This is a genomic window from Streptomyces sp. NPDC057137 (genome assembly GCF_042670825.1).
Lineage (GTDB): Bacteria > Actinomycetota > Actinomycetes > Streptomycetales > Streptomycetaceae > Streptomyces.
Genome location: NZ_JBHUUW010000061.1, coordinates 1 through 14354 on the forward strand (window position 1 = coordinate 1; position 14354 = coordinate 14354).

A 14354-nucleotide genomic window follows, 5' to 3' on the forward strand; every position below is an offset into this window, starting at 1 on the left:
ACCCGGCAATCCGGGTGGGGCCCCGCCGTACATCTGTGGCCGTCGGCCGCCGCCTACCAGGCGGTCTGCGTCGCGCTCTGCCGGCTCGGCAGGAACACCCAGAGCGCGATGTAGAGCAGGAACTGCGGGCCGGGCAGCAGGCACGAGGCCAGGAAGATCACTCGCATCGTGTTCGCGGAGGTGCCGAAGCGCCGTGCCAGCGCCGCGCACACTCCACCGATCATGCGACCCTCACGGGGACGGGCAATCGCGGACATGGTGGGCTCCTTCGTGAGTCCGTTCCGGGAGCCTCTCCGTGTGCTCCCGATGACTCAATGGTGGCCCGCGGACACCGGACAAAGCGTCGCTCTACGGTGCGATACCGACCCTGGTAATCGTCGGGGTCGTCCCCTGAGGAGACTCCTCCCGCAGGTCCCCCTCACGTACGACCCGGGTGCCACGCGGGGCCGGCACCGGCGCCGGACCGCGCCGCCCGGTGCGTACGCGCCGCAGCCTCGCCCGTCCCGCCGGGACGACCAGCAGATGCGCGAGACCGACTCCCACCGTGTTGAGCAGCAGCGAGTCCACGTCGACGACCTGCCCGGGGATCCCGGTCTGCAGCAGTTCGATCCCCAGCGAGATGAACGCCCCGGCGGCCAGGGTCCGCGTCAGCGAGGCCAGCGGCGAGACGGCCAGCTTGCCGCCCGCCATGGGGAGGAGAACCCCGAGAGGGGCCAGCAGCAGGAGTCCTTCGCCGATGCGCCGGACCGCCTGGAGCGGCCCGAGGGCGAGATCGGCCTTGATGCCCGCCAGCGGTTCGAAGTTCGCCGCGGTCATCCACACGACGTCCAGCGGGCGCAACGTCAGCCACGCGACGAGCACCAAGTGCACGAGGAGGAGGATGACCCCCGCCACGCGGAAGCGGAAAGCGGCACTGCCGCCCGAACCTTGGCGCTGCACGATCCCCAAGACGCGGCCACCGCCGGGAACGGTTCCGGGGAGTTCCAAATGGAGGCCCACGTGAGACGGGTGTCACCCGGAAGGCCCCGACGCGCTCCGTACACCGGGCGCACCCGGCCGCGCGACGCCCGCCTCATCAGGAAGCGGACGGCAGCGGACCCGTCGTCGGAACGGCCGCCTCGGGGCGGCGCTTGGTGTCGTCGTCGCACCGGTACCCGCGCGCGCCGTACGCCCCCGGCCCGCCCAGCACCACCGAACCGTCCGTCGCCGCGCCCTCGGTGAGCGTGCACACGATCTGCGCCAGCGCGGCCGTCGGCAGGTCCTCCGGCTGGCGGCTCAGCCGCAGCGTGCCCGGCGGATCGCCCGCGCGCCCCTCGGAGACCCGCAGCGGCCCGCGTACGTCCGTCGTGAAGCCCGCCTCCCGCTCCGTGGACGACGGCTGCTCCAGCAACTCGTCCACGAGCGCCCGCACCACCTGCACCCGGTCACCCAGCGCCTTCTCGGCCGGTATGGACGCGGTGCGCTCCACCGGCACCAGCTCCGACCCGCACACCAGATAGACCCTGACCGCCGTCCCGCCCGGCTGCGCCTGGGTGGTCAGAGTACTCTCGGACACCTCGCACGGCACCCGTGAGGGCGCGGCGCCCGCGTTCACCGGCACCGCGGTCGTCCTGATGCCGCAGCCGCCCACGGCGCCCGCCAGCGCGAGCGCGCCCGCGACTACGGCGAGAGACCGGCCGGCCCGAGTCCTCGACCTCACTGCGCCTCGCCTCCCTCTCCCCGTACGTCGCCGGGCCCGTCCTCGTCGTCGAAGTCCTCCGAGACCTCGTGCGGCAGCCGCAGCACGAACACCGCGCCGCCGTCGGGCGCGTTGGCCGCGGTGATGTCGCCTCCGTGGATGTGCGCGTTCTCCATCGCGATGGACAGACCCAGACCGCTGCCCTCGGACCGCGGCCGGGACGCGCTCGCCTTGTAGAAGCGGTCGAACACGTGCGGCAGTACGGCCTCCGGGATGCCCGGACCGTTGTCCCGTACCTCGATGACCAGTTCCCCGCCGACCGAGCGCACCGAGACCCGCACCGGCGAACCGCCGTGCTTGAGCGCGTTGCCGATCAGATTCGCCAGGATCACGTCGAGCCGGCGCGGATCGAGGCGGGCCATCATGCCGCGCTCCGCGTCCAGTTCCACCGCGTCCAGCCAGGCCCGTGCGTCGATACAGGCGGTGACCTGGTCGGCGACGTCGACGTCGTCGAGGACGAGCCGGGCGGTGCCCGCGTCGAAGCGGGTGACCTCCATCAGGTTCTCCACCAGGACGTTGAGCCTGCGGGTCTCGCTCACGACCAGCGTCACGGCGGGCGCGATCATCGGGTCGAGCGTGTCCGCCTCCTCCTCAAGCACCTCGGTGACGGCCGTCAGCGCGGTGAGCGGGGTGCGCAGCTCGTGCGACATGTCGGCGACGAAGCGGCGGCTCGACTCCTCACGCGCGCTCATGTCGTCGATCTTCTTCTGGAGCGAGGCGGCGGCGTTGTTGAACGTCCTTGACAGATCGGCCAGTTCGTCCGTCCCCGACACCCGCAGCCGGGTGTCGAGCTTCCCCTCGCCGAGCTGCCGCGCCGCGTGACCGAGCCGCTGCACCGGCTTCAGGACGGTCGTGGCCGCCGCCTGCGCGAGCAGCGCGGACCCGACGAGCGCCAGGCTCGTCGCGATCGCCAGCGACCACGCCAGGGCGTTGAGGTCCTCCCGCTCCTGTTCGAGGGAGAGGAAGACATATCCCGTCGGTCCACCGCCGACGATCCGGGTGCCGCCGACCAGATAGGGAGTCTGGCCGCGCTGCGTGCGCTGCCAGAAGACGTGGTACGGCGACTTGTTGCCCGACGTGACCTTCTGCCGGTCGTTCACCGCCGTCCGCAGCGACTGCGGCACGTCGTCCAGCGTGAACGTGTCCTGGTCGGAGACCCCGGCCATCGGCTTGTCCTCGTCACGCTCACCTATCAGCACCACACTGAACCCGGCGCTGCTCTTGGCCATCTGCTGCGCCGCGTCCTCCAGCTCGGCCTGGGTCGGCCGCAGCGGCAACTGCGCGGCCTTGTCCCGCATCTCCTGCTTGAACTCCTTGAGCGCGGCCGTCTGCGTACGGTTCAGCACCGACTCGCGGTTGAGCCAGTACGCGATACCGGACGCCGAGACGGCGGCGGTCAGCGCGACGGCCCCGAAGACGACGACGAGGCGCAGCCGCAGACTCGTCCAGCGCAGCCCGGCGAGGAGTGCCCTCTTACGCGTACGCCGCCCGGCCGTTCCGTCCGCGGCTTCCCCGTCGGCGTCGTCCATCCCGTCCGGTCTGTCCGTTCCGTCCGGTCCGTCCGCCGCTCTTCCGGCCGTGGGTTCCTCGCTGCTCACGAAGGGGCGTCCAGCCGATAGCCCACGCCTCGTACCGTACGGATCAAGGTCGGCGACGACGGCACGTCCTCGACCTTCGCGCGCAGCCGCTGCACACAGGCGTCGACCAGCCGCGAGTCGCCCAGATAGTCGTGCTCCCACACCAGCCGCAGCAACTGCTGCCGGGAGAGCGCCTGTCCGGGCCGCCGGCTCAGCTCCAGGAGCAGCCGCAGCTCGGTCGGCGTGAGCTGGAGGTCGTCACCGTTCTTCGTGACAGTCATCGCCGAACGGTCGATGACCAGGCTCCCGAAGGTCGCCGAATCGGTCGACTCCCGTTCCCCGCGCCGCAGTACGGCCCGGATACGGGCGTCGAGCACCCGGCCCTGCACCGGCTTGACCACATAGTCGTCCGCACCGGATTCGAGTCCGACGACCACATCGATGTCGTCACTGCGCGCGGTCAGCAGAATGATCGGCAGCTGGTCGGTCCGCCTGATACGACGGCACACCTCGAAACCGTCAATACCAGGCAGCATCACATCCAGAACGATCAAGTCTGGCCGCTGTTCTCGCAGCAGATTCAGGCCGTCCTCTCCCGTCGCCGCGGTGGCCACTCGGTGGCCCTGGCGTGACAACGAGAGTTCGAGGGCCGTGCGGATGGCGTCGTCGTCCTCGATCAGCAACAGGAAAGGCACAGAGGTCATTCTGGCCCATGGGGGGACCACAGTTCGACAGTCGGAGCGCTCCCACAGTTCCACCACATCTCCCGCCAAGATCCAGAACCCCTGTGACAGGCCTGTGACAGTCGGCGGACAGGCCCATGAAACTGGCCCGGCAATCTCTTGGGCAGACGGAAGAAACAGACTCCAGCCGACGGGGGGCGCGAGATGAACTCACTGCACAGCACGACCTCAAGCGCAGTAATCACGCGTCTCCACGACGTCGCGCGGAGCACCGAGAAGTCCGGCGCCGTGAACGGGCGGGGGTGCGTTCGCGGCGCCGGGCGTCAGCACCGACCGCCGTACATCGCGGCGGTCGACGCGGCGCAGCAGCCCACGGCGGACAACGCCGAGGCGCGGGGGAGCAAGGGCGCGGCGTACGGAGAGGCCACGGGGGAGCGCACCGGGACGACGGGGGCCACGGACGCCGAGACGGCGTTCACGGCATACGTCCAGGAGCGCCGGGCCTCTCTGTACGCGACCGCCTACCACCTGACCGGCGACCGCTTCGAGGCGGAGGACCTGCTCCAGAGCGCGCTCTTCTCCACCTACCGCGCCTGGGACCGGATCAGCGACAAGGCGGCCGTCGGCGGCTATCTCCGCCGCACGATGACCAACCTGCACATCAGCGCGTGGCGCAGGCGCAAGCTCAACGAGTACCCGACGGAGGAGCTGCCGGAGACGGTCGGCGACACCGACGCGATGCGCGGCACGGAGCTGCGCACGGTGCTCTGGCAGGCGCTCTCGCGCCTTCCCGAGACGCAGCGCACGATGCTGGTGCTGCGCTACTACGAGGGCCGCACCGATCCCGAGATCGCGGACATCCTCAACATCAGTGTCGGCACGGTGAAGTCCAGCATCTGGCGGTCGCTCCGCCGGCTGCGCGAGGACGACGTCCTCAGCTTCGGACGTGACGAGGAAGAGTCCTTCGGCGAGCTGGTGGCCTGAAGGCAGGGGGAGAAACACCCTGGGGGGGGAGCAACACCGGGGGAAAGTGGGGGGACCGGGGGAGGGACTGCCGTCTCGGGGGAGACGGCAGAAAGCACGGGGGCACGGGGGTGCACCGGAGCAGGACCGGACAGGCTGGGGGGCCTGTCCGGTCTTCGCGCGTTTCAGGGGGATTCGGGGGATTTATTCGGAGACGGCCCCAGGGCTTGGTCCCCGGCGGGCTTGGTCCCCGACGCTCAACGGCCGCTGTTCGCCTGGCGTACCGGTACGGACGGGTCGGACGTCTCCGACTTGCGCGGGCGGGTGCTGCCCGCCGCCGCGTTGGCGATCCGGCCCAGCGCCTCCGCCTTGGCGCACGGATACGCCCCCAGCGCCGCCTGCCGGCCGACGATGCGGCGCTCCGCGCGCATCAGCCGCCAGCCGCGCCGCAGCAGGAACGCCACCGACTTCCGGCCCTCGCGCAGATCCCGCAGCAGCCGGCGGCGGAACGTCGTCGACGGGCGGCCCCGCAGGCAGAGCGCGTCGGCCAGGACGCCCAGCTCCTCACAGCGAGCGACGACATCGGCCGCGAAGATGCCCTCGGCGATGAACAACTGCGTACGCCCGATGTCGAGCGTCTCGGTGTCGACGACGGAACTGGTGGCGATCGCGTAGACCGGGACGGTCGTACGGCCCGTACGGCACAGCTCCAGGATCGCGGCGACCGCGGCGTCCGCGTCCCAGGACAGCGCGGAGTCCCAGTCGATGTCCGAGCTGCCCTCGACCAGCGGCAACGTCGGGTCGTCGCCCTCTTTGTAGAAGTCGTCGAGACGGAGCACGGGCAGGCCCGCGCGGGCGGCGAGCGACGACTTGCCGGAGCCGGAGGGGCCCGCGAGCAGGACGACGCGCGCGGAGGCGGTTCGGTGGGGACTCACGGGACACCAGTCTGAGGCATACACCCGCGCAGGGGACCCCCGCCTGCGGTGTTGGTATCGAGAGTCACATCTCAACTACTGTGCGTGTTATTCCGGTTACTCAACTCCCTCGCCCAGGCAGGAATCCCATGGCACGTCATTCAGCTCCCACCCCCCGGCGCGGCGCACTGCTGCGCGCCGGGCTGACGCTCACCGCGGCGGGCGCGGTCATCGGGCTCGGCGGCGCCGCGGCGCAGGCGGCACCGGCCGCGCCCGTGCCCGCCTCGGGTCCCGACAGCGAGCTGGCCGCGGCCGGTGCGGCGGCCGGTGAGGGGCTCGCCGGCGGGCTCGGGCACACCCTGGCCGGGGGCGTCGGGCCGGTCAAGAACCTGCAGCTCAACCCGCTGGCCAAGACGGGCGTCGATCCGCTGGACAACGCGGTCGGCACGCAGGTGGCGGACTTCAAGCCGCTGTCCACGGCGTCCGTGACGGACTCGGTCACCCAGGGCGGCGGTCTGAAGGACCTGCCGCTGGTCGGGCCGGTGACGGGGCTGCTGCCCGGCTGAGCGGCGTGGCGGAGCGCGCATACGTGAAGAGGCCCGGCCGTCGTCGTGACGGCCGGGCCTCCTTACATAAGCGAGCGACGGCTCAGTAGCCGGAGCCCGACGCGCCCAGGCTGCCCGTGGGGTGCCAGACCGTCTTCGTCTCCAGGAAGGCCGTCAGCCGGCCCGTGCCGGGGTCGGCGGAGAAGTCCACCGGGTGCGGGCGCAGCACCCGCTTGAGGTTGTCCGCCGCCGCGATCTCCAGCTCCTTGGCCAGGGTCTCGTCGGCGCCGTACAGATCGATGCCGTTGACGTCCTGGTGCGACGCGAGCGGCGCGGCGAGTTCCGCCGTACGGCCCGAGAGGACGTTGACGACGCCGCCCGGCAGGTCGGAGGTGGCCAGCACCTCGCCGAGCGACAGGGCGGGCAGCGGGGAGCGCTCACTGGCGATCACGACCGCCGTGTTGCCGGTGGCGATCACCGGGGCGAGGACCGAGACCAGGCCGAGGAACGACGAGTCCTGCGGTGCGAGGACCGTGACGACGCCGGTGGGCTCGGGCGTCGACAGGTTGAAGAACGGGCCCGCGACCGGGTTGGCGCCGCCCGTGACCTGGCCGATCTTGTCCGTCCAGCCCGCGTACCAGACCCAGCGGTCGACGGTCGCGGCCACGACGGCCGCCGCCTTCGCCTTCGAGATGCCCTCGGAGGCGGCCACCTCGGCGGTGAACTGGTCGCGACGGCCCTCCAGCATCTCGGCGACGCGGTAGAGCACCTGGCCCCTGTTGTACGCGGTGGCGCCCGACCAGCCGCCGAACGCCTTGCGGGCGGCGGAGACCGCGTCACGGGCGTCCTTGCGGGAGGACTGCGGCGCGTTGGCGAGCCACCTGCCCTTGTGGTCGGTCACCTCGTACACCCGGCCGCTCTCGGAGCGGGGGAACTTGCCCCCGACGTACAGCTTGTAGGTCTTGAAGACGGACAGCCGTTCCGACTGTCGCTCGGACTCAGACATCGAGATACGCCTCCAGGCCGTGGCGACCGCCCTCGCGGCCGTAGCCCGACTCCTTGTAGCCGCCGAAGGGCGAGGTCGGGTCGAACTTGTTGAACGTGTTGGCCCACACCACGCCCGCGCGGAGCTTGTTCGCGACGGCGAGGATGCGGGAGCCCTTCTCCGTCCAGATGCCGGCGGAGAGGCCGTACTGCGTGTTGTTGGCCTTGGCGACCGCCTCGTCCGGTGTGCGGAACGTCAGTACGGAGAGCACCGGGCCGAAGATCTCGTCGCGCGCGACGGTGTGCGCCTGCGTGACATTCGTGAAGAGGGTCGGTGCGAACCAGTAGCCGGAGGAGGGGAGTTCGCACTCCGGCGACCAGCGCTCGGCGCCCTCGGCCTCGCCCGCGTCGGCCAGTGTCCTGATCCGGGTCAGCTGCTCGGCGGAGTTGATGGCGCCGAGGTCCGTGTTCTTGTCCAGGGGGTCGCCGATACGCAGGGTGGACAGGCGGCGCTTCAGCGAGTCCAGCAGCTCGTCGTGGATCGACTCCTGGACCAGCAGGCGCGATCCGGCGCAGCAGACCTGGCCCTGGTTGAAGAAGATGCCGGTGACGATGCCCTCGACGGCCTGGTCGATCGGGGCGTCGTCGAAGACGATGTTGGCGCCCTTGCCGCCGAGTTCGAGCGTGACCTTCTTGTCCGTGCCCGCGATCTGCCGGGCGATGGCCTTGCCGACGGCGGTCGAGCCGGTGAAGGCGATCTTGTTGACGTCCTGGTGCGCGACGAGGGCGGCGCCCGTGTCGCCGTATCCGGGAAGGATGTTGACGACACCGCGCGGGAGTCCGGCCTGGCGGCAGATGTCCGCGAAGAACAGAGCGCTGAGCGGGGTGGTCTCGGCGGGCTTCAGGACCACGGTGTTGCCCGTGGCGAGCGCCGGGGCGATCTTCCACGCGAGCATCAGCAGCGGGAAGTTCCACGGGATGACCTGGCCGGCGACGCCCAGCGGGCGCGGGCTCGCGCCGTAGCCTGCGTGGTCGAGCTTGTCGGCCCAGCCCGCGTAGTAGAAGAAGTGCGCGGCGACCAGGGGGAGGTCCGCGTCGCGGGTCTCGCGGATCGGCTTGCCGTTGTCGAGGGTCTCCAGGACGGCCAGTTCGCGCGAGCGCTCCTGGATGATCCGGGCGATCCGGAAGAGGTACTTGGCGCGCTCGGCGCCCGGCAGCGCCGACCACTTCACGAACGCCTTACGGGCCGCCCGCACGGCGCGGTCGACGTCCTCGGCGCCCGCCTGGGCGACCTCGGACAGCACTTCCTCCGTAGAAGGGCTGACCGTCTTGAAGACCTTGCCGTCGGCGGCGTCGGTGAACTCGCCGTCGATGAACAGGCCGTAGCTCGGCGCGATGTCGACGACCGAGCGCGACTCTGGGGCCGGTGCGTATTCGAAGACCATGGTGTATCAGTCCACCGTCACGTAGTCGGGGCCGGAGTAGCGGCCGGTGGAGAGCTTCTGGCGCTGCATCAGCAGGTCGTTGAGGAGACTGGAGGCGCCGAAGCGGAACCAGTGGTTGTCCAGCCAGTCCTCGCCCGCGGTCTCGTTGACCAGCACGAGGAACTTGATCGCGTCCTTGCTGGTACGGATCCCGCCGGCGGGCTTCACGCCCACCTGGACGCCGGTCTGGGCGCGGAAGTCGCGGACGGCCTCCAGCATCAGCAGCGTGTTGGCCGGGGTGGCGTTGACGGCGACCTTGCCGGTCGACGTCTTGATGAAGTCCGCGCCGGCGACCATGCCGAGCCAGGAGGCGCGGCGGATGTTGTCGTACGTGGACAGCTCGCCGGTCTCGAAGATGACCTTGAGGCGGGCGGCGCCGCACTCGGCCTTCACGGCCACGATCTCCTCGTAGACCTTCAGGTAGTGGCCCGCGAGGAACGCGCCGCGGTCGATCACCATGTCGATCTCGTCGGCACCGGCGGCGACGGCGTCCCGTACGTCCGCGAGCTTCACGGCCAGGGCGGTGCGGCCGGCCGGGAAGGCGGTCGCGACGGAGGCGACCTTCACCTCGCTCCCGGCGAGCCCGGCGACGGCGGTCTCCACCATGTCCGGATAGACGCAGAGCGCGGCCGTCGTCGGGACGGTGCGGTCGGTCGGGTCCGGATGCAGGGCCTTGGCGGCGAGCGACCGGACCTTGCCCGGGGTGTCGGCGCCTTCGAGGGTCGTCAGGTCGATCATCGAGATGGCCAGGTCGATGGCGTACGCCTTGGCCGTCGTCTTGATCGAGCGCGTACCGAGCGAGGCGGCGCGCGCCTCCAGGCCGACGGCGTCGACGCCGGGCAGCCCGTGGAGGAACCGGCGCAGCGAGCTGTCGGACGCGGTCACGTCAGCGAGGGGGGCACCGCCCACGGCGGAGCCTGTGGGCGAGGGTGCAGTCGTGGGCATGGTCACCACATGAGCATATCTACGCGCGTAGCAGCATGTACAGGGGGGCGGGTACCGGGCGACCGGGCCGAGGCGGGGGCCTGCCGGGCGGGAGTCGTGCCGGGGGTGTCGGTGGCGTACGGCAGAATCGAAACCATGACGAGTCCCGAGCAGCCCTCCGAGCCGACGTACGCAGAGCGCGTCTTCCGGTCGCCCGCCGCCATCGCGGGCGGTGCGCTGCTGCTCGCGCTGGGCGCGTGGATCGGGATCGACGCGGTGGTCCGGGGCCACGGCAGGACGCCGTGGCTCGCGCTCGCGGGTCTGCTGCTCGCCGTGCCGCTCGTGGTGGCCTTCACCATGCGGCCGGCGGTGTTCGCCAACGACGACCGGCTGCGGATCAGGAATCCGTTCCGCACGGTCGTGGTGCCGTGGGCGTCCGTGGCCGATGTGCGGGCCGGGTATTCGAGCGAGGTGTTCACCCAGGGCGGCGCGAAGTTCCAGCTGTGGGCGGTGCCGGTCTCGCTGAGGAAGCGCAAGCGCGCGGCGCGCCGGCAGTCGCAGCGCGCGCACGACGACCCGAACAGCCGGACGTCGGTGAGCGCGGACGTGACCGACACCCACGCGCGGACCGCCGGCGCGGACCACACCGTGGCGGGCCTGCGCGAGCAGGCGGAGCGCTGCGCGTCGCGCCCGGAGGCGCAGGGTGAGCCGCAGGTGCGGTGGGCGTACGAGGTGATGGGCCCGGCGCTGGCGGGTCTGGTGGTGCTGGTGGTACTGCTCGCGACGGGGTGACGCGGGCGGGGGTTGGGCGGGTTGGTTTTCCCGGGTCCGTCCGGGGGCCGGTTCGTCCTCAAACGCCGGACGGGCTGAGATGGGTTCCGGCCGGTGGGTGGTGTTGTCCTCAATCGCCGGACGGGCTGAAGATGCCCGCCGGGCGGGGTGAGGCGCCTGCGGCGCGGTTGAACGGCCGTGGGGCGCGGTTGAGACCCCCGCCAGGGCGGGGTGAAGCGCCCATCGGGCGGGCCTGAAACGGCCGTCGGGTGGAGGTGAAGCGCCCATCGGGCGGGCCTGAAATGGCCGCCGGGCGGGATTGCAGCACCCGGCGGAGGGCCTGAGACCATCGCCGGGCGAGCCGCACCCGCGGTCCACCCGGGCGATGGACCGCCCGCGCGGCCCGGTCGGCCGTCGAAGCCAGGGCCCTCAGATGCCCGCCGCCTCCGACAGGTCCCGCTTCAGCGATGTCAGCAGTTCGGCGCCCCGGGCCCGTGCCGACGGCAGGTCACCGGCGTTCGGGACCGGGATCACCGCCTCCAGGTAGCACTTGATCTTCGGTTCCGTGCCGCTCGGGCGGACGATCACCCGGGCCCGGTAGGCGCCGTCCAGGTGGTAGCGCAGGCCGTCCGTCGGCGGGAGGCCCGACGCGCCCTCCGAGAGATCCTCGGTCGAGGTGACCGTCAGGCCCGCCAAGGTCGTCGGCGGGTGGTCGCGCAGGCGGTCCATCGCCCGGGTGATCAGGGACAGGTCCCGCACGCGCGCCGAGAGCTGGTCCGTGGCGTGCAGGCCGTGGGCGAGCGCCAGGTCGTCCAGGAGGTCCGTCAGACCCCGGCCCCGCTCCTTCAGCTCGGACGCCAGCTCCGCGACGAGCAGTGCCGCCGTGATGCCGTCCTTGTCGCGTACGCCGTCGGGGTCGACGCAGTAGCCGAGGGCTTCCTCGTAGCCGTACCGCAGGCCGTCGACGCGGGCGATCCACTTGAAGCCGGTGAGCGTCTCCTCGTAACCGACCCCCGCCGCCTCCGCGATCCGCCCGAGCAGCGACGACGACACGATCGACTCCGCGAACACGCCCGTCGCGCCCTTGTTCACCAGGTGCGCGGCGAGCAGCGCGCCCACCTCGTCGCCGCGCAGCATCCGCCAGCCGCTCCCGGCCTCCGCGTCCGGGACGGCCACCGCGCAGCGGTCCGCGTCCGGGTCGTTGGCGATGACGATGTCGGGGGCGGCGCGGCGGGCCGTGGCGAAGGCCAGGTCCATCGCGCCCGGCTCCTCCGGGTTCGGGAAGGCGACGGTGGGGAAGTCCGGGTCGGGCTCGGCCTGTTCGGCCACCGGTACGGGCGCGGGGAAGCCGGCCCGCGCGAACGCGGCGTTCAGCGTCTCCGTACCGACGCCGTGCAGCGCGGTGTGGACCACGCGGGCCGTACGGGCCGATCCGGCGCTCAGAACGGCGTCCGTGCGCTCCAGATACGCCGTCAGCACCTCGTCGCCGAGGACCTCCCAGCCGTCCTCCGGGCGCGCCACCGAGTCCAGCGGGCCGACCGCGTCGATCTCGGCCGCGATCCTGCCGTCCATGGGGGGCACGATCTGGGAGCCGTCGCCCAGGTAGACCTTGTAGCCGTTGTCGCGCGGCGGGTTGTGGCTGGCGGTGACCTCCACCCCGGCCACGGCGCCGAGATGGCGTATGGCGAAGGCCAGTACCGGCGTCGGCAGCGGACGCGGCAGTACGGCGGCGCGCAGCCCCGCACCGGTCATCACGGCGGCGGTGTCGCGCGCGAAGTCGGCCGATTTGTGGCGGGCGTCGTAACCGACGACGACGAGGCCGCCACCCTGGCCCGTGGCCTTGAGGTACGCCGCGAGTCCGGCTGCGGCGCGGACGACCACCGACCGGTTCATCCGCATCGGCCCGGCGCCCAGTTCGCCGCGGAGCCCGGCGGTGCCGAACTGGAGCGTGCCGCTGAACCGTTCGGCGAGCGCGTCCGGGTCACCGGAGTCGATGAGCTTCCGCAGCTCGCTGCGCGTGTCGCTGTCCGGGTCCTCGGCCAGCCACGCCTCGGCCCGCGCGATGAGGTCCTGCTGCACTGTGTTTCCCTTCCTGGGCCCGGTTCGGCGCGCCGGCGCACGCGTCACGCGGGGTCGTACGCGGGGTCGTACATGAGCGGCCGGATCCGGTGTCCGCTCGGATGCCCGCCTCAGATGCGCTCAAGCACCTGCGCCAGCAGCGCACCCATCTGCGTGGCCGAGTCCCGGCCCGCCTGCAGGACTTCCTCGTGGTTCAGCGGCTCGCCCGACAGGCCCGCCGCCAGGTTCGTCACCAGTGAGATGCCCAGCACCTCGGCGCCCGCCTCACGCGCGGCGATGGCCTCCAGCACGGTGGACATGCCGACGAGGTCGCCGCCCATGACCCGGACCATGTTGATCTCGGCGGGCGTCTCGTAGTGCGGGCCGGGGAACTGGACGTACACACCCTCTTCGAGGCCGGGGTCGACCTCCTTGCACAGCGCGCGCAGCCGCGGCGAGTACAGGTCGGTGAGGTCCACGAAGTTCGGGCCGACGATCGGGGACGCGGCCGTCAGATTGATGTGGTCGCTGATCAGCACCGGCTGCCCCGGGCGCATGCCCTCGCGCAGCCCGCCGCAGCCGTTCGTCAGGACGATGGTCTTGCAGCCGGCGGCGACCGCCGTACGGACGCCGTGCGCGACGGCCGCGACGCCGCGGCCCTCGTAGTAGTGCGTACGGCCCAGGAAGACCAGCGCGCGCTTCTCGGCGATCTCGTAGGAGCGGATCGTCCCGCCGTGGCCGGCGACGACCGGCGGGGGGAAGCCCGGCAGCTCGGTCACCGGGAATTCGGCCTCGGGTGCTCCCAGCGCGGCGACGGCGGGTGCCCAGCCGGAGCCCATCACCAGGGCCACGTCATGGGTCTCGGCGCCGGTGAGCTCGCGCAGGCGCACCGCGGCTGCGGAGGCGGCGGCGTGGGGGTCGGCAGATCCGTCGGCCGTGGCCGGGATAACAGATGCGTTCACGCGGAAGAGGGTAACCGTTCCTGCCCTACGCGCGTAGATGATCGAGCGTACGGTCTTCGGATCGTTGTGTTGTCGTTTCCGACAAACGCGCCGGTCAGCCGCCTGTCGCAGTCGCGAGGACCGTGACGACCCTCACCGTGCGGGTGGGGTGCCGGTTCAGCACGCGCGCTTTCGCAGTTCCATCACATAGTCGTGCGGCGCCCCGGCCGACTCCGCCGCCTCGGCCAGCTCGCCGAGATAGCGCGCGGAGGGCAGCCCGCCCTCGTACCCGTTCAGGACGTACAGCCAGGCCGGCTCCTTGCCGTCCAGCGTGTCCACGCGCACCCGCATCCGCCGGTATATGTCGAGGCCGACGCCCTCCCAGCGGTCCATCGAGTCCTCGTCCATCGGCGCGATGTCGTACAGCGCCACGAAGACCTGCGAGCGGGGTGCCTCCACGAGGGTGACCAGCGCACCCTCCCAGCCCATCTGCTCCCCACCGAAGGTGAGCCGCCAGCCGTTGAGCCAGCCGGTGCCTCGCAGCGGGGAGTGCGGGGCGCGGCGGGACATCAGCCGCGCGTCGAGGTTGCCGGCGTACGCGGCGTAGAGCGACATGGGGACGAGGGTACGGGAGGTACGCGCGTGCCCGGCGAATCCCGTGGACGCGGCCCGTCCACGGGCCGTTCGGGGCCCCCGGGGAGGGACCCGGGGCGAAGCAGCTTGAAGAGTGCGGGACAATGGCGTACGTACTGCATCCTCCGGGGGTTCCCCG

The 14354-nt window shown here is 71.6% G+C and carries 15 protein-coding genes; 3 read left to right on the forward strand and 12 right to left on the reverse strand.

From position 1 onward, the window contains the following. Positions 1-53: 53 nt before the first annotated feature. From ACFT9I_RS32410 to afsQ1, 5 genes are all read right to left on the reverse strand, one after another. Entirely contained in the window at positions 54-257 is a 204-nt protein-coding gene (locus tag ACFT9I_RS32410; RefSeq protein WP_382570190.1) for a PspC domain-containing protein, read from the reverse strand. Between the two features lie 91 nt (positions 258-348). Further along, a complete protein-coding gene (locus ACFT9I_RS32415; RefSeq protein ID WP_382570192.1) occupies positions 349-948 on the reverse strand; it encodes a VanZ family protein in 600 nt (199 codons plus the stop codon). A gap of 127 nt (positions 949-1075) precedes the next feature. After that, positions 1076-1699 (reverse strand): hypothetical protein, encoded by a 624-nt coding sequence (locus ACFT9I_RS32420; RefSeq protein ID WP_382570193.1) that lies wholly within the window; start codon positions 1697-1699, stop codon positions 1076-1078. After that, positions 1696-3435, reverse strand: a complete 1740-nt coding sequence (locus ACFT9I_RS32425; protein ID WP_382570257.1) for an ATP-binding protein — start codon at positions 3433-3435, stop codon at positions 1696-1698. Before ACFT9I_RS32425 ends, ACFT9I_RS32420 begins: the two co-directional genes overlap by 4 nt. Then, positions 3333-4010 (reverse strand): two-component system response regulator AfsQ1, encoded by a 678-nt coding sequence (gene afsQ1 / locus ACFT9I_RS32430; protein ID WP_023539102.1) that lies wholly within the window; start codon positions 4008-4010, stop codon positions 3333-3335. Before afsQ1 ends, ACFT9I_RS32425 begins: the two co-directional genes overlap by 103 nt. 192 nt (positions 4011-4202) lie before the next feature. On the opposite strand from afsQ1, the gene ACFT9I_RS32435 reads away from it, so the two are divergent. Beyond that, positions 4203-4982 carry a SigE family RNA polymerase sigma factor gene (locus ACFT9I_RS32435; protein WP_382570195.1) on the forward strand — a complete coding sequence of 260 codons (780 nt, stop codon included), beginning with the start codon at positions 4203-4205 and terminating at the stop codon, positions 4980-4982. Between the two features lie 236 nt (positions 4983-5218). Here the strand turns inward: ACFT9I_RS32435 and ACFT9I_RS32440 are convergent, their stop codons facing one another. Continuing rightward, positions 5219-5896, reverse strand: a complete 678-nt coding sequence (locus tag ACFT9I_RS32440; RefSeq protein WP_382570197.1) for a hypothetical protein — start codon at positions 5894-5896, stop codon at positions 5219-5221. 128 nt (positions 5897-6024) lie between these two features. Here ACFT9I_RS32440 and ACFT9I_RS32445 point away from each other — a divergent pair, with 128 nt between their 5' ends. After that, entirely contained in the window at positions 6025-6441 is a 417-nt protein-coding gene (locus tag ACFT9I_RS32445; RefSeq protein ID WP_382570199.1) for a hypothetical protein, read from the forward strand. A gap of 82 nt (positions 6442-6523) precedes the next feature. On the opposite strand, the gene ACFT9I_RS32450 is transcribed toward ACFT9I_RS32445, so the two are convergent. Genes ACFT9I_RS32450 through deoC form a run of 3 tightly spaced genes read right to left on the reverse strand, consistent with a single transcriptional unit; the run spans position 6524 to position 9833 of the window. After that, positions 6524-7426: an aldehyde dehydrogenase family protein gene (locus ACFT9I_RS32450; RefSeq protein ID WP_382570201.1), complete on the reverse strand. Its 903-nt coding sequence runs from the start codon at positions 7424-7426 to the stop codon at positions 6524-6526. Then, positions 7419-8849 carry an aldehyde dehydrogenase family protein gene (locus ACFT9I_RS32455; RefSeq protein WP_382570203.1) on the reverse strand — a complete coding sequence of 477 codons (1431 nt, stop codon included), beginning with the start codon at positions 8847-8849 and terminating at the stop codon, positions 7419-7421. Before ACFT9I_RS32455 ends, ACFT9I_RS32450 begins: the two co-directional genes overlap by 8 nt. Positions 8850-8855: 6 nt before the next feature. Continuing rightward, complete coding sequence (deoC, locus tag ACFT9I_RS32460; protein ID WP_382570205.1) at positions 8856-9833, reverse strand: deoxyribose-phosphate aldolase; 978 nt, start codon at positions 9831-9833, stop codon at positions 8856-8858. 135 nt (positions 9834-9968) lie between these two features. On the opposite strand from deoC, the gene ACFT9I_RS32465 reads away from it, so the two are divergent. Further along, entirely contained in the window at positions 9969-10604 is a 636-nt protein-coding gene (locus tag ACFT9I_RS32465) for a PH domain-containing protein (RefSeq protein WP_382570207.1), read from the forward strand. 408 nt (positions 10605-11012) lie between these two features. On the opposite strand, the gene ACFT9I_RS32470 is transcribed toward ACFT9I_RS32465, so the two are convergent. From ACFT9I_RS32470 to ACFT9I_RS32480, 3 genes are all read right to left on the reverse strand, one after another. Then, positions 11013-12662: a phospho-sugar mutase gene (locus ACFT9I_RS32470; RefSeq protein WP_382570209.1), complete on the reverse strand. Its 1650-nt coding sequence runs from the start codon at positions 12660-12662 to the stop codon at positions 11013-11015. A 110-nt stretch (positions 12663-12772) separates the two neighbouring features. Next, complete coding sequence (locus ACFT9I_RS32475) at positions 12773-13603, reverse strand: purine-nucleoside phosphorylase (RefSeq protein WP_382570211.1); 831 nt, start codon at positions 13601-13603, stop codon at positions 12773-12775. A 156-nt stretch (positions 13604-13759) separates the two neighbouring features. Next, on the reverse strand, positions 13760-14197 hold the full coding sequence (locus tag ACFT9I_RS32480; protein ID WP_031229841.1) for a gamma-glutamylcyclotransferase: 438 nt from the start codon (positions 14195-14197) through the stop codon (positions 13760-13762). Positions 14198-14354 lie beyond the last annotated feature (157 nt).